The following is a 15,227-nucleotide window of genomic DNA, read 5'->3' as shown; positions in this document are numbered from 1 at the left end:
CGGGGGGGGGGGGGGTCCGGGCGGGCGGGGGGGGGCCCGGGGGTTGGGGGGGGCCACCGCACCGTCTCGACCAGAGACTGCCATCCCGAAACCAGGAGTACGCCCGTGGTCACCCGCATGTCTCGTCTCTTCCTCCGCACGCTTCGCGAGGACCCGGCGGACGCGGAGGTGCCGTCGCACCGGCTCCTGGTCCGCGCCGGCTACGTCCGCCGCGCGGCCCCTGGCATCTACTCCTGGTTGCCTCTCGGCCTGAAGGTCCTGCGCAAGATCGAGGGGATCGTGCGCGAGGAGATGGACCGCATGGGTGCGCAGGAGGTGTCGTTCCCCGCGCTGCTCCCCAAGGAGCCGTACGAGGCGTCGGGTCGCTGGGGGGAGTACGGCGAGAACCTGTTCCGGCTCAAGGACCGCCGTGACGTCGACATGCTCCTCGGTCCCACCCACGAGGAGATGTTCACCCTCCTCGTCAAGGACCTCTACTCGTCCTACAAGGACCTCCCGCTCTCGATCTACCAGATCCAGACGAAGTACCGCGACGAGGCGCGTCCGCGCGCCGGCCTGCTGCGCGGACGCGAGTTCATCATGAAGGACTCCTACTCCTTCGACGTCCACGACGACGGCCTGGCCCGGTCGTACGAGGCTCACCGCGAGGCCTACATCCGGATCTTCGACCGGCTCGGCCTCGACTACGTCGTGGTGCAGGCGATGTCGGGTGCCATGGGCGGATCCGCGAGCGAGGAGTTCCTCGCCACCGCCGTCAACGGCGAGGACACCTACGTCCGCTCGCCCGGCGGCTACGCCGCCAACGTCGAGGCCGTGAGGACGGTGGCTCCCGAGCCTCTGGACGACGAGGCGATCGCCGCCCTGCCTCCCGCCCACGTCGAGGACACCCCTGACACGCCGACGATCGAGACCCTCGTCGACGTGGCCAACGAGCGATTCCCCCGCGCGGACCGTCCCTGGACGGCCGCCGACACCCTCAAGAACGTCGTGCTCTGGGTCCGCCAGCCCGACGGGACGCGCGAGGTGCTGGTCGTCGGGGTGCCCGGCGACCGCGACGTCGACGTCAAGCGACTCGAGGCGCAGCTCGCTCCGGGGGAGATCGACCCGTTCGAGGATGCCGACTTCGCCAAGCACCCCGCGCTCGTGCGCGGTTACATCGGCCCCGAGGCGCTGGGGGAGGAGTCGGAGTCCGGCATCCGCTACCTGACCGACCCCCGTGTCGTGCGCGGGTCGGCCTGGCTCACCGGGGCCAACCAGCCCGGCAAGCACGTCTTCGACCTCGTCTGCGGACGCGACTTCACCCCGGACGGCGTCATCGAGGCCGCCGCGGTGCGCCCCGGTGACCCCGCCCCCGACGGGTCAGGACCGCTCGAGCTCGCGCGCGGTATCGAGATGGGTCACATCTTCCAGCTCGGACGCAAGTACGCCGACGCGCTCGGCCTGAAGGTCCTGGACGAGAACGGCAAGCTCGTCACGGTGACGATGGGGTCGTACGGCATCGGCGTCTCGCGTGCCGTCGCGGCCATCGTCGAGAACAGCCCCGACGAGGCCGGCATCGTCTGGCCCGCCGCGGTGTCGCCGTACGACGTCCACCTGGTCGCCACGGGCAAGGACGCGGCGGTCTTCGACGCGGCCGCAGCGCTGGCCGACGAGCTGGAGGCCGCTGGTGTCGAGGTCCTCTACGACGACCGTGCCAAGGTGTCGCCCGGCGTGAAGTTCAAGGACGCCGAGCTGATCGGTGTCCCGACCATCGTCGTCGTCGGCCGGGGACTCGCCGAGGGCGTCGTCGAGGTGAAGGACCGCAAGACCGGCGTGCGTGAGAACGTCCCGCTCGACGACGTGGCGGCGTTCCTGCGCGAGCGCACGTCGCGGTGAGCGTCGGCTAGATCCCGAGGAGAGGGTTGACGCGCTCGAGGACGAGCATGTCGGCGATGGTGCCGTCGCGGCGTACGGTGCCGGCCCGCTCGGCGCCGGCCATCTCGAAGCCGCACGCCCGTGCGACGTCGAGCGAGTCGCGGTTGCCCTCGTCGATGCGCACGTAGGCTCGCAGCGCCCCGAGCCCGCCGCGGTCGCGCGGCGTGAACGCGTGGTCGACGACCAGGTCGACGGCCTCGCGGGCATAGCCCTTGCCGCGCTCGTCGGCGAGCAGCCAGTAGCCGATCTCGGCACCGGTGTCGCTGCGGTGGGGGACGCCGACGGCGCCCAGCAGGTCGTCGGTCACGGAGTCGACGAGGGCCCACGAGAACGCGGCGCCGTTGGCCGCCGCGTCGAGGGTCGTCGCCCGGAACGCCGCGGCGTCGGGCAGACCGTACGGCGAGGCGAAGGACGGCATCCACTGCTGGACGGAGGCATCGTTGCCGCCCTCGACCAGCCGGTCGTCGTCGGCGGGCTCGAAAGGGCGCGCACAGATGCGGTCGCCACGCAGCGTCGGCAGGTCCCACCAGAGGGTCGAGGCCTCGCGCACGTCGTCGCGGTGGAGGGTCGCGACCCAACCGTCGCGGTACTCGCCGCGCTCGGGCAGCCATCGGTGCACGGTGCCCCCGAAGGTGAAGCCGCATCGCCACACCACCTTGCGCGACGCCCAGTTGCCCTGGTCGGCCCACCAGATGACGGTGTGCAGCCCGAGCGTCTCGAACCCGTATCCCAGGAGCAGCTGCAGCGCGGACGTCGTGACCCCGTCTCCGCGGACGGCGGGATGGGCGACGAAGCCGATGTCCGCGCGTCCGGCGCCGACGTCGCGGAGCGAGACGGTGCCGGCGTAACGCGGGCTGCCATGCGCGTCCGTGACCTCGACCGCGAACGCGTGCTCGGCGCCCGAGCCCCACCCCTCGGGCACCATCTCGGTGACGAAGCCGGTGCCCATCGCGGTGTTGTAGCCGAGAGGAATGGTCGTCCACCGCAACGTCTCGGGGTCGCGGCACTGCTCGACGACGGCGGCGACGTCGTCGAGCCGGTGGGGGCGCAGCGTGACGCGTCCGTCGGTGAGGACCGGGACGCCGTCAGGGAAGCGGAGGGGAGCGAACGGCATGCCTGAAGTCTGGCATGGCGACTGCGACGGATCAGTCGATCCCGGGCAGGGCGGTGGGCTTCCCGCCCCACGCGAGCAGCGCGGTGGCCGACTCGTCGACCGCAGCGCAGGCGTAGGCGCGGCGCTCGCCCTCGGTCACACCGACGACCGCCAGCCAGCTCCGTACGAGTCCGGACTCCACCTGCTGCGCGAGCCGACGTGCGTCGGACGCCGTGGCGACCTGGCCGGTGGCGTACGCGGGCTCGGGGTCGACCGGGGCCTGCTTGTCCTGTGCGAGCCAGGCCCGCAGGTCGTCGCGACGCTTGCGGTGGAGCGCGAACGCGCCTGCTGCCTGGCGCTGGACCGGTGACCGTGCCTCCAGACGACCGGCGACCAGGCCATAGGAGTAGACCGCCGCATGCTCGCCGGCGAGCGCGTTCTGCAGGGCGTCGGTGGGATCGGTCTCGAACCCCGCGGGATCCTCGTCGGTCGCCCTCATGTCGCGCTCCTGGTGGTCCGCAGGATGACCGCGTCCTGGCCGTCCCCGGCCGCGACCGACGCGAGCAGCCGTGCGACGCCCGGGTCGCTCGCGCGCACGCAGTCGGCCGCATGGTCCCGCTGGGCGGTCTGGCTCACCGTCACCAGAGCACGGAGGGCAGGCGCCGGGCGCGCCGGGACCGCTGCAGTCGCCGTCGGTGGTGACGCCTCAGGGGCGGGGGAGGGGGCGCCGCCGGTCCCGAGGGCCTCCTCCAGAGCGGTGACGCGCTCCTGGGCGCGCGCCGCGACCGGCGACAGCGAGGGCGCCAGGCCGGCGTGCCTCTGTGCCGTCGCCTGGACGGCAGCGACGACGGCGGACTCGCGGGCGTACGCGCCGGAGAGCAGATCGTGGTCCGGATGCTCCTGCGGCGAGGGCGTCTCGGGCTCGCGGTCCAGCCACGAGCAGCCGGGCACGGCCGTCAGCGCGACCAGCCCGGTCCCCCCGAGCAGCAGTCGACGCCGTCCGACCCCAGGACGTGGCGGTGGCGATCCGAGACTCACACCGGTGAACCTATCGGAGTAGAGGTGTGCCGGGGTCGCCCGCCGCCGCGCCACCGGGGCGACCGCCTAGACTTGGAAGCGATCGTCACAGCGGCACCCGCGACACCACCCTCGCGGCACAACAGAAGACGGAGGCGTGCCATGGCTACGACACCGGTCCCCGACAGCCTCCAGGAGCTGCTGGAGCAGATCGTCACCTCCCACGGGATGGATCTCGACGCCGTCGAGCTGACCAACGGGCGCATACTGCGCGTGGTGCTCGACGCCGAGGGCGGACTCACTCTCGACGACATCGCCGAGGTCACGCGAGCGGTCTCCAGCGCCCTGGACGCAGCCGACCCCCTCGGAGACGACCCCTACACGCTCGAGGTCGGCTCCCGTGGGACGAGCCGGCCGCTGACGCTTCCGCGGCACTGGTCGCGCAACGTCGGCCGGCTCGTGAAGATCACCCCCCTCGAAGGCCCCACGTTCGTCGGTCGCCTCCTGTCCTCCGACGATGCGGGAGCAGTCGTCCGCACCGAGACTGGAAGCCGGGACGTTGCGTACTCGGACGTGAAGAAGGCCAAGATCGAGCCCGAGCTCAATCGGAAGGACGTCTGATGGACATCGACATGGCGGTGCTGCGCACCCTGGAGCACGAGAAGGACCTGCCGCTGGACGTCGTGGTGACGGCCATCGAGCAGGCGCTCCTGGTCGCGTACCACCGGACGCCCGGTGCCCGCAGCAACGCCCGCGTGGAGCTCGACCGCAAGTCGGGCCACGTCGTGGTCTGGGCTCGCGACCGCGTCGAGGGCGACGAGGGCAGCACGTTCACCGAGGAGTTCGAGGACACCCCGAGCGACTTCGGCCGGATCGCGGCCACGACGGCCAAGCAGATCATCCTGCAGCGGCTGCGCGATGCCGAGGACGAGCAGCGGTTCGGCGAGTTCGCCGCGCGCGAGGGCGACATCGTCTCGGGCGTGGTCCAGCAGGGGCGCGAGCCCGGCGACGTGCTCGTCGACCTCGGACGCGTCGAGGCGCTGCTCCCGGTCGCCGAGCGGGTGCCGGGGGAGTCCTACGAGCACGGCGACCGCATCAAGGCGCTGGTGACGAGCGTTCGGCGAGGGCCTCGCGGCCCGCAGGTGCAGGTTTCGCGCACGCACCCGACCCTTGTCAAGAAGCTCTTCGCCCTCGAGGTGCCCGAGATCGCCGACGGCACCGTCGAGATCGCCGGGATCGCCCGCGAGGCCGGCCACCGGACCAAGATCGCCGTCCGCTCCACGATGCCCGGCGTCAACGCCAAGGGCGCCTCCATCGGCCCGATGGGCCAGCGCGTCCGCAACGTGATGTCGGAGCTGCACGGCGAGAAGATCGACATCGTCGACTTCTCCGAGACTCCCACCGACTACATCGCCCACGCGCTGTCGCCCGCCCAGGTGACATCGGTCACGGTCGTCGACGCCGACGCCAAGGCGGCGCGGGTCGTCGTTCCCGACTTCCAGCTGTCGCTGGCGATCGGCAAGGAGGGCCAGAACGCCCGGCTTGCCGCGCGGCTGACCGGCTGGCGCATCGACATCCGTCCGGACACCGAGGTTCCGGAAGGCGGCACGGCGTCCTGACGCGGCCAGGGCCTGCCGGGACGGGGTGCGCGACACTCCCGGGGCGGACCCGCTAGACTGGCGGCGGTGAATCACTCGACTCCGTCCGGCGGTGTGTCGCAAGATGCAGCGTCGGGCACCCCGGTACGCGTGCGGCCTGTCCGTACTTGCATCGGGTGCCGAGCTCGAGTCGACAAGACCGATCTGGTTCGGGTCGTGGCTGTTCACGGTGAGACGAGCATCAGCGTCACGCCTGACCTCCGCGGTTCAGCACCGGGACGTGGGGCGCACCTGCACCCCGATGTCACGTGCCTCGAACGAGCAACCCAGCGCAAGGCGTTCGCGCGGGCCCTCCGGGTGGAGGGGCCGATCGACACCGGTCCGCTGGAGGCCTACGTCCGAGGAACGACCAGACCGACACAGCCCGCACCGCTCACCGGCGGTGCATAGACAGAAGTGGAGCACACGCTCATGAGCCCTCGATGAGTTCCGTTCGATGAGCATGCACATCAACTAAGCGGTCTGTGCCCCACCGGGCTCGGATCGCCCTTGAAGGAGAGAAGTGGCAAAGGTCCGAGTCCATGAGCTCGCTAAAGAGCTCGGAGTCACCAGCAAGGACGTCCTGTCGGCACTGAACGACATGGGCGAGTACGTCCGTTCAGCCTCGTCGACCGTCGAGGCACCGGTCATCCGTCGCCTCACCGAGAAGTACGGCGACCAGTTCCGCACCCAGGGTGCGAAGAAGACTTCCAAGAAGGCCGCGCCGACGGCCGACGCCGGCTCGGCCGCTCCCGCGGCCACCCCTGCCCCGCGACGGGCAGCAACGCCCGGTGCACCCATGCCAGGTCCGCGCAGGAAGCCCGAGGCTCCCGCAGCCGAGGCTCCCGTGGTGGAGACGCCCGCCGCAGCTGCGCCGGCCGCTCCCGGACCCGAGGCGCCGGCGGCCCCCGCCGCGCCGCAGGCACCTGCGGCTCCCGCCGGTCCCAAGCCCGGTGGTCCGCGCCCTGCCCCGCGTCCCGCACCCCGCGCCGAGGCTCCGGCCGCGCGTTCCGAGGCCCCGCGCCCCGGTGGCGCTCCGGCCCCGCGCCCGGGTGGCGGCGGTCGTCCCGGTCCGCGTCCTGGCGGCAACGCCGGTGGCGCCGGTCGACCCGGTGGTGGCCCGCGTCCGGGCAACAACCCGTTCTCGTCGACCCAGGGCATGCAGCGCCCGGGTCGTGGCGAGGGTGGCGGCGGCGGTGCCACTGGTGGCACCCGCGAGGGTGCGCCGCGCGAGGGCCAGCGTGAAGGCGCCCCGCGTCCTGGCATGCCCCCCCGTCCGCCGGCCTCGCGCGACGGTGCTCCCGCGCCGCGTCCGGGCATGCCGCGCCCCAACCCGGCGATGATGCCCAAGCAGAGCTCGGTCGGCGGTCCCGCACGTGGTGGTGGTGCGGGCGGTCGTGGCCGTGGTGCTCCGGCGGGTGCCGGTCGCCCCGGTGGCGGCGGCGGTCGTCCCGGTGGACCCGGTGGCGGCGCAGGCGGCGGCGGCGGCCCTCGTCCCGGCGGCTTCGCCGGTGGCGGCGGACGTCCGGGCCCCGGTCGCGCTGGTCGCGGTGGCACTCAGGGTGCGTTCGGTCGCGCGGGTGGACCCGTTCGTCGTGGACGCAAGAGCAAGCGCGCGAAGCGTCAGGAATTCGACCAGATGCAGGCGCCGTCGGTCGGGGGTGTCCGCGTCCGCAAGGGTGACGGGCAGACCATCCGTCTGTCCCGTGGCGCGTCGCTGACCGACTTCGCCGAGAAGATCGGCGCTGACGCGGCGTCGCTCGTCCAGGTGCTGTTCGCGCTCGGCGAGATGGTCACCGCGACGCAGTCGGTCAACGACGAGATCCTGCAGATCCTCGGCGATGAGCTGAACTACGACGTTCAGGTCGTCTCCCCCGAGGACGAGGACCGCGAGCTGCTCGAGTCGTTCCAGATCGAGTTCGGCAACGACGAGGGTGACGAGACCGACCTCACCGCGCGTCCGCCGGTGGTTACTGTCATGGGTCACGTCGACCACGGCAAGACCAAGCTGCTCGACGCCATCCGCTCGGCCAACGTGGTCGACAAGGAGGCCGGCGGCATCACGCAGCACATCGGCGCCTACCAGGTGGCGACCGAGGTGGACGGCACAGAGCGCCGCATCACCTTCATCGACACACCGGGCCACGAGGCGTTCACCGCCATGCGTGCCCGTGGTGCGCAGGCGACCGACATCGCGGTGCTGGTGGTCGCGGCCGACGACGGCGTCATGCCGCAGACGGTCGAGGCCCTCAACCACGCGAAGGCGGCCGGCGTGCCGATCGTGGTCGCGGTCAACAAGATCGACAAGCCCGACTCCGACCCGACCAAGGTGCGCGGCCAGCTCACCGAGTACGGCCTGGTGCCCGAGGAGTACGGCGGCGACACGATGTTCGTCGACGTCTCCGCGAAGTCGCAGCTCAACATCGAGGGTCTGCTCGAGTCCATCGTGCTGACCGCTGACGCGTCGCTCGACCTGCGTGCCAACCCGCACCAGGCAGCAGAGGGCATCGCGATCGAGGCACACCTCGACCGTGGTCGTGGCCCGGTGGCCACCGTCCTGGTCCAGCGCGGCACGCTCAAGGTGGGCGACTCGATGGTCGCCGGCCCCGCCTACGGCCGCGTCCGCGCCATGCTCGACGAGCACGGCGACCCGGTCAGCCAGGCGGACCCGTCTCGTCCGGTCCTCGTGCTCGGCCTGACGGCCGTGCCGGGTGCCGGTGACAACTTCATGGTCGTCTCCGACGACCGGATGGCCCGGCAGATCGCCGAGAAGCGTGAGGCGCGTGAGCGCAACGCCGCTCTCGCGCAGCGTGCCGGCCGCCGGACGCTCGAGGACTTCATGCAGCACATGGAGAAGGGCGAGACCGACGAGCTGCTCCTCATCCTCAAGGGTGATGGTTCCGGCTCGGTGGAGGCGCTCGAGGATGCCCTGAGCAAGATCGACGTCGGTGACGACGTGGCGCTGCGGGTCATCGACCGTGGTGTCGGTGCGATCACCGAGACCAACGTGATGCTGGCGGCCGCGTCCAACGCCGTGATCATCGGCTTCAACGTGCGTCCGCAGGGCAAGGCGACCGAGGTCGCCGACCGCGAGGGTGTCGACATCCGCTACTACTCGGTCATCTACCAGGCGATCGACGAGATCGAGGCGGCGCTCAAGGGCATGCTCAAGCCCGAGTTCGAGGAGGCCCAGCTCGGCCGTGCGGAGATCCGCCAGATCTTCCGCTCGTCCAAGATCGGCAACATCGCGGGCTGCATGGTCACCTCCGGCTCGATCCGCAGGAACTCCAAGGCCCGGCTGCTGCGTGACGGCGCCGTGGTCGCGGACAACCTGGACCTCTCCAGCCTGCGGCGTGAGCGCGACGACGTCACCGAGGTCCGTGAGGGCTTCGAGTGTGGTCTGACGCTCAAGGGATTCAACGACATCAAGATCGGCGACATCGTCGAGACGTTCGAGATGCGGGAGATCCCTCGGGCCTGACGCCTGACGGTCATGACTGAACGAGGCGGGGTGCTGCGGACAGCGGCGCCCCGCCTCTCGTTTCGAAAAGGAGTTCGTGATGGGAAGCATGCGCGTCAACAAGGTCGCCGACCGGGTGAAGGTCATCGTGGCGGAGATGCTGGAGCGCCGGGTCAAGGATCCGCGGATCGGCTTCGTGACGGTCACCGACGTCCGCGTCACCGGCGACACCCAGCATGCGACCGTGTTCTACACGGTGATGGGTGACGCCGATGAGCTGGAGGGCACGGCCGCCGCTCTGGAGAGTGCCAAGGGCCTCATCCGGTCCGAGGTGGGCAAGCAGCTCGGCATGCGGCACACGCCGTCGCTGGAGTTCGTGCGCGACGCCGTCCCGGAGAACGCACGTCAGATCGAGGACCTGCTGACCCGGGCCCGCGAGCGCGACGCCAGGGTCGCCGAGAAGGCTGCTCGCGCGGAGTACGCCGGTGACGCCGACCCGTACAAGGCGAAGGCCGAGGAGCTCGAGGAGCAGGTCGCCCTCGAGGATCAGGCTCCCCGGATCGACCGCGACCCCGAGGCGTGAGCCCCGCCGAGCCGCCGACCGGCCTGGTGGTCGTCGACAAGCCCGCGGGCCTGACGTCGCACGACGTGGTGGCACGGGTCCGGCGGCTGGCGGGGACGCGCAAGGTCGGCCACGCCGGCACGCTCGACCCGATGGCGACCGGCGTGCTGGTCCTCGGGGTCGGTCGGGCCACGCGTCTGCTCGGGCACGTCTCGGGCCACGACAAGGAGTACGAGGCGACCGTTCGGCTCGGCGCGACGACGGTGACCGACGCCGCCGTGGGTGTGGTCGTCGCGCCGGCCGACGCCTCGGGGCTCGACCTCGAGGCGGTCCGTACGGCCGCACTCCCGCTGGTCGGGGAGATCGACCAGGTCCCGTCGGCTGTGTCGGCGATCAAGGTCGACGGCCGCCGGGCCTACGCGAGGGTCCGCGCCGGTGAGGAGGTGGACCTGCCGGCCCGCCGGGTGACCGTCGAGCGGTTCGACCTGCTCGACCTGCGCCCGGGGGAGGGGAGCACGGTCGACGTCGATGCCCGCGTCACGTGCTCGAGCGGCACCTATGTCCGAGCGCTTGCTCGCGACCTGGGGGCGTCGCTCGGTGTCGGCGGACATCTCACGGCGCTGCGCCGTACCCGCGTCGGCGGCTTCGGCATCGACGTCGCGCGCACGCTCGACCAGCTCGCGGAGGAGCTCGTGGTGGTCTCGCTCGAGGACGCCGCCCGGTTGGCGTTCCCGTCGGTCGACCTCGACGCCGAGCAGGCACGGATCGTCCGGCACGGCCGGGCTCTGACGTCGTACGATCTCGGCGCGCGGGGGCCCGTCGCGGTGTTCGACCCTGGTGGTGCTTTCCTGGCGTTGTACGAGCAGCGGGGGGCCGACGCTCGTTCGGTCGCGGTGTTCGTGGGCTGATACGAGCAGTGAGACGTCGTGCACGGCGGTGAGCCCCTAGTCTGTGGTGCATGGTGACGGTCCTGCGGGTCGCACTCTGGGTGGTGGCGATCTGGTTCGTCCTGATCGTCGTGGTGGCAGCCGTCCTGACGGCGATCGACACCCACCGCAAGCGCCGGGTCGACGACACCGCGGAGGTGACGTTCCCGCGCCTTCCTCCGATCTCGGAGAAGCTCGGCGACTCCACCGTCACCGTCTACACCTACGGCCACGACCTCTTCGACGCGATGCTTGCGGAGATCAGGGGCGCGCAGCACGAGATCCACCTCGAGTCCTACATCTGGAAGGGCGACTCCCTCGGCGAGGAGTTCAAGCGCGAGCTGGTCGCCGCCGCGGAGCGCGGCGTCAAGGTCCATGTCATCTACGACGTCTTCGCGAACCTGGTGGTCAAGCGGTCGTTCAAGAAGTTCCCACCGTCGGTGCAGGTGATGCGGCACCCGTGGTTCAGCCCGTGGATCTTCCTGCTGCGGATCCGCAAGACCGGGCGTGACCACCGCAAGATCCTGGTCGTGGACCGCAAGGTCGGGTTCGTCGGGGGCTACAACATCGGCGCCGACTATGCGAGCAAGTGGCGCGACACCCACCTGCGGGTCGAGGGTCCTCACACCTGGGAGCTCAACAACGCGTTCGTCGACTTCTGGAACGCCCACCGCAGGACGGAGCAGCCAGAGCTGTTGGACACCGGTGACATCGACTGGGAGCCGCGGTTCCGCGCGCACCGCAACGCCCCGCTCCACCTGTCGTTCCCGATCCGCAACATGTACCTCGACGCCATCGACCGTTCGAGCGTCCGGGTCTGGATCACCCAGGCCTACTTCATCCCCGACCGCGACGTCCTCGCCGCGCTGCTGCGAGCAGCCGCACGCGGCGTCGACGTCCGCGTGATCGTGCCGGAGATCTCCAACCACGTGCTGTGCGACTGGCTGTCGCGCGGGTTCTACTCCCAGCTGCTGCGTGGTGGGGTCAAGATCCTCCTGTTCCAGGGTGCGATGGTGCACGCCAAGACCGCCACCGTGGACGGTCGCTGGTCGACGATCGGCACCGCCAACATCGACCGGCTCAGCCTGACCGGCAACTACGAGGTCAACGCGGAGATCATCGACGAGGCGATCGCGGCGATGATGGAGCGCATCTTCGAGAACGACACCTCCGCCACGCGCGAGCTCACGGTCGACGAGTGGTCTCGCCGGCGCGCGATGGCGCGCTTCAGCGAAGCCGTCCTCGTGCCGCTCCGCCCGCTGCTCTAGCCGTCTCACCCCGAATCCGGACGGAAGGCGGCTCGGCCGGGGGGACAGGCGGGAGCCTCGACCGTGGTCCGTGGCACAGTTGCCCTGTGAACGTGTGGCGAGCGATCGACGGTGCGGCGACGGAGTCCCGCAGCACACCCAGTGTGGCCACCATCGGCGTGTTCGACGGCGTCCACGCGGGTCACCGGCGTGTGCTGGCGCGAGCCCGCACCCTGGCGGCGGAGATCGGGTCGTCGCGGGCCCCGGTCGTGGCCGTGACCTTCGATCCTCACCCCACCGCCGTCTTCGCCCCGGATCGAGCGCCCCGGATGCTCACCACCGTGCCGCAGCGGCTCGAGCTGCTGCGCGCTGCGGGAGCGGACGAGGTGCGGGTGCTGGCCTTCGGGCCCGAGATGGCGGCGTGGAGTCCCGAGGAGTTCGTCGAGCGCATCCTGGTGTCCGAGCTCCGGGCCGAGGGCGTCGTCGTGGGCGACAACTTCACGTACGGCACCAAGGCCGCGGGTGACGTCTCCACGCTCGTCGCCAGCGGCCACGAGCACGGTTTCGTCGCCGAGGGTGTCGACCTCGACGGCGCTCGTGACATCGTCTACTCCTCCACCTACGTGCGCGGGCTGATCGCGGACGGGGACGTCTCCGACGCCGCGCGCGTCCTCGAGCGGCCGCACAGCATCCGCGGCGTGGTCATCGAGGGCGACAAGCGGGGCCGGGCGATGGGGTTCCCGACCGCGAACGTCCTCCCGCCGGTCGGCTACGCGGTGCCCGCCGACGGCGTCTACGCGGGGTGGCTCCGCCGCTGCGACGACGAGGGTGAGCCGCTGCCCGCCGCGATCAGCGTGGGCTCCAACCCCACGTTCGACGGGGTGCAGCGCCGCGTCGAGTCCTACGTCCTGGACCGGGACGACCTGGAGCTGTACGGCGTCGAGGTCGAGGTGTCGTTCGTGGCTCGGATCCGCGGCCAGGTGCGGTTCGACGGGATGGACGCGTTGGTCCAGCGGATGCACCGCGACGTCGCCGAGGTCCGCGACGCGCTGCAGCCCCACTGACCGGACCCGCGGGTCCAGACCCGGCTGTAGGTTGAACGTGTGCCCGACCTCGTCGAGCCGTCGCTGCCCCGCGGGACGCTGAGCGACCGGCCACAACCGATCTTCACGCTCACGGAGCTCACGATCCGGCCGTGGCGCCCGACCGATGCAGACGCGTTGGCCGCCGCGTACGAGGACGCGGAGATCCAGCGCTGGCACGTGCGCTCCCTGAGCACGACGGAGGCGACGAGGTGGATCGGTGCAGCGGCACGCCACTGGGCCACCGACGTCGGTGGGCAGTGGGCGGTCGTCGACACCGCCGACACTCTCCTCGGGCGGGTCGGCATCAGGGGCGTTGATCTGAGCGACGGGTGCGCCGAGCTGGGCTACTGGACCGTCGCCGCTGCCCGGGGCCGAGGGGTGGCCACCCTGGCGGTCGACCGCGTCGCGGCGTGGCTCCTCGACCTCGGGTTCCACCGCCTGGAGATCGAGCACGCGGTCAGCAACGTCTCGTCCTGCCGGGTCGCGCACAGAGCGCGGTTCAGTCTGGAAGGAACGAGGCGCTCGGCAGCCCTGCACGCGGACGGGTGGCACGACATGCACGTGCACACCCGCTTCGCCGCTCTCGGGCCTGGCCCGGCCCATGACTCGCCGCGTTGATCCGTAGGTTGTGACTGGCAGTGGACCTCAGTGCGCGTGTGTGGTGGTCGGCGTCGGAGGCGCCGTCGCCGTGTCCGACCCCTGACCGGGCGGGACCACGACGAACTGCCCCATCGCTCCGGAGTCCTCGTGGCGGAGGAGGTGGCAGTGGAACATGTAGGGGGCGCCTCCGGGCGCGCCGCTCGCGCCGGGCGGCAGGTCGAACCGGACCGCGAGACGGACGGGATCCCCGGGTCGCACCGGGACGGTGTCCTTCCACCCACGCTCGTCGACGGGGGGCGTCCTCCCACCCACGCTGACCACGCGGAACTGCACGTCGTGGACGTGGAAGTTGTGGAGCCCGCCGTCGCCGGACGAGACGTCCCAGATCTCGGTGCTCCCGTCCTCGACCTGCGCGTCGATCCGGCCCATGTCCATGCGTCGACCGTTGATGGCGTTGCTGCTCACCTGGAACGTCCGCGTGCGTACGGCGTCCGAGGGATCGACGTCGGGAGGTGGCGCCAGCCGGCGGGGGAGCGGGGGCGACGGGTCGAGCCGGTCCGCCGCGCGGAGCTCGAGGACGTCGAGGCGGTCGTCGTCGCCGGTGAAGCGGCTCCCGCCGCCGAACCGGTCGGGGAGGGGCTCGCTGCGCAGCACGGTTCGGTCGCCCGGCTCCATCGTGACGACGATCTCGGCGCGCTCACCCGGCGTCAGGACGATCTGGTCGAGGGAGACGGGCCTCTCGACGAGACCGCCGTCGGTGCCGACGAGCGCGAACTCACGGCGGTCGGAGAACGCGAAGGTGTAGGTCCTCGCGGTCGACGCGTTGAGCAGGCGGTAGCGGGTCCGCTGCGCTGTCACCTCGTCGTACGGCCCTGGCGTCCCGTTGACGAGGACCCGGTCACCCAACGCTCCCACCGAGCTGAACAGCGATCCCTGGTCGTCGATGCGGCCGTCGTCGTCGAGGCGCACGTCCTGCACGACGAGCGGGACGTCGTCGACCCCGTAGCGGTGGGGAAGGGCCGCGCCGACACGCCCGCCCGCGCTGTCGGCCGGGTCGTCCAGGAGGAACATCCCCGCGAGCCCGCGTCGTACGTGCGACGCCGTCGCCCCGTGGGGGTGGGGGTGGTACCACAGCGTCGTCGCCGGCTGGTCGACCACCCAGTGCGGTGACCAGGTCGTGCCGGGCTTGATCATCTGGTGCGGGCCGCCGTCCATCTCCGGGGGAAGGTGCATCCCGTGCCAGTGGACGGTGCTCGGCTCGCTGAGGCCGTTCGTGACCTCCACGCGCACCTTCTCGCCCCGCGTCGCGCGCAGCGTCGGGCCGAGGTAGGCGCCGGCGAAGCCCCAGGTCGGTGTCGGGCGCTCTCCACCGAGGTCGGACTCGCCCTCCTGCATCCGCAGGCTGAACACGCGCGTGCCGTCCGGCTCGACCCGCGACTCGGCCAACCGGGGGACCGCGAGGACACGGTCGAAGTCGACCTCGCCCACCGTGTCGACGCGGGCGTTCGCGAAGCTCACGGCGATCCACGTGCCGAGGCCACCGACGGCGAGCACCACGAGCAGCAGGAGGGAGCCGACGACGAGCAGCAACGTCCGGCGCACCGGACGGCGCCGGCGCGGCGTGGTGCTCGAGAGCGAGTCCTGCGTTGCGTCCATACCGACAGGTTCGGCCCTCCCGCGCCCCGG

General features: G+C 71.4%; 14 protein-coding genes. 10 read left to right on the top strand and 4 right to left on the bottom strand.

Annotated features, from left to right (window positions below):
- The first annotated feature begins 105 nt into the window (after positions 1–105).
- Positions 106–1,875 (top strand): proline--tRNA ligase, encoded by a 1,770-nt coding sequence (locus PV363_RS00345; protein WP_301021444.1) that lies wholly within the window; start codon positions 106–108, stop codon positions 1,873–1,875.
- A gap of 7 nt (positions 1,876–1,882) precedes the next feature.
- On the opposite strand, the gene PV363_RS00340 is transcribed toward PV363_RS00345, so the two are convergent.
- Genes PV363_RS00340 through PV363_RS00330 form a run of 3 tightly spaced genes read right to left on the bottom strand, consistent with a single transcriptional unit; the run spans position 1,883 to position 4,045 of the window.
- The gene (locus PV363_RS00340; protein ID WP_301021443.1) at positions 1,883–3,028 is read right to left on the bottom strand and encodes a GNAT family N-acetyltransferase; all 1,146 of its coding nucleotides are present in this window, start codon (positions 3,026–3,028) and stop codon (positions 1,883–1,885) included.
- A 31-nt stretch (positions 3,029–3,059) separates the two neighbouring features.
- Complete coding sequence (locus tag PV363_RS00335) at positions 3,060–3,506, bottom strand: ferritin-like domain-containing protein (RefSeq protein WP_220341325.1); 447 nt, start codon at positions 3,504–3,506, stop codon at positions 3,060–3,062.
- Complete coding sequence (locus PV363_RS00330; protein WP_301021442.1) at positions 3,503–4,045, bottom strand: hypothetical protein; 543 nt, start codon at positions 4,043–4,045, stop codon at positions 3,503–3,505. The genes PV363_RS00335 and PV363_RS00330 overlap by 4 nt, the downstream gene beginning before the upstream one ends.
- A gap of 141 nt (positions 4,046–4,186) precedes the next feature.
- Here PV363_RS00330 and rimP point away from each other — a divergent pair, with 141 nt between their 5' ends.
- From rimP to PV363_RS00285, 9 genes are all read left to right on the top strand, one after another.
- Entirely contained in the window at positions 4,187–4,645 is a 459-nt protein-coding gene (gene rimP, locus PV363_RS00325) for a ribosome maturation factor RimP (RefSeq protein WP_220341327.1), read from the top strand.
- Positions 4,645–5,643 (top strand): transcription termination factor NusA, encoded by a 999-nt coding sequence (nusA, locus tag PV363_RS00320; protein ID WP_220341328.1) that lies wholly within the window; start codon positions 4,645–4,647, stop codon positions 5,641–5,643. The genes rimP and nusA overlap by 1 nt, the downstream gene beginning before the upstream one ends.
- A gap of 66 nt (positions 5,644–5,709) precedes the next feature.
- On the top strand, positions 5,710–6,072 hold the full coding sequence (locus PV363_RS00315; RefSeq protein WP_308289356.1) for a YlxR family protein: 363 nt from the start codon (positions 5,710–5,712) through the stop codon (positions 6,070–6,072).
- A 112-nt stretch (positions 6,073–6,184) separates the two neighbouring features.
- A complete protein-coding gene (infB, locus tag PV363_RS00310; protein ID WP_301021441.1) occupies positions 6,185–9,142 on the top strand; it encodes a translation initiation factor IF-2 in 2,958 nt (985 codons plus the stop codon).
- A 79-nt stretch (positions 9,143–9,221) separates the two neighbouring features.
- Entirely contained in the window at positions 9,222–9,704 is a 483-nt protein-coding gene (rbfA, locus tag PV363_RS00305; RefSeq protein WP_220341330.1) for a 30S ribosome-binding factor RbfA, read from the top strand.
- Positions 9,701–10,591 (top strand): tRNA pseudouridine(55) synthase TruB, encoded by an 891-nt coding sequence (gene truB, locus PV363_RS00300; protein ID WP_301021440.1) that lies wholly within the window; start codon positions 9,701–9,703, stop codon positions 10,589–10,591. The genes rbfA and truB overlap by 4 nt, the downstream gene beginning before the upstream one ends.
- A gap of 50 nt (positions 10,592–10,641) precedes the next feature.
- The gene (locus PV363_RS00295; protein ID WP_301021439.1) at positions 10,642–11,877 is read left to right on the top strand and encodes a phospholipase D-like domain-containing protein; all 1,236 of its coding nucleotides are present in this window, start codon (positions 10,642–10,644) and stop codon (positions 11,875–11,877) included.
- An 86-nt stretch (positions 11,878–11,963) separates the two neighbouring features.
- Positions 11,964–12,920 carry a bifunctional riboflavin kinase/FAD synthetase gene (locus PV363_RS00290; RefSeq protein ID WP_366525433.1) on the top strand — a complete coding sequence of 319 codons (957 nt, stop codon included), beginning with the start codon at positions 11,964–11,966 and terminating at the stop codon, positions 12,918–12,920.
- Positions 12,921–12,959: 39 nt separating this feature from the next.
- The gene (locus tag PV363_RS00285) at positions 12,960–13,559 is read left to right on the top strand and encodes a GNAT family N-acetyltransferase (protein ID WP_301021438.1); all 600 of its coding nucleotides are present in this window, start codon (positions 12,960–12,962) and stop codon (positions 13,557–13,559) included.
- 27 nt (positions 13,560–13,586) lie between these two features.
- On the opposite strand, the gene PV363_RS00280 is transcribed toward PV363_RS00285, so the two are convergent.
- Complete coding sequence (locus PV363_RS00280; protein ID WP_301021437.1) at positions 13,587–15,197, bottom strand: multicopper oxidase domain-containing protein; 1,611 nt, start codon at positions 15,195–15,197, stop codon at positions 13,587–13,589.
- Between the last annotated feature and the right edge of the window lie 30 nt (positions 15,198–15,227).

Origin of the sequence: Mumia sp. (assembly GCF_028803055.1) — a bacterium.
Classification (GTDB): Bacteria; Actinomycetota; Actinomycetes; order Propionibacteriales; family Nocardioidaceae; genus Mumia.
Note: the sequence above shows the minus strand (reverse complement) of the source record. Positions and strands in the feature narration are given on the sequence as shown.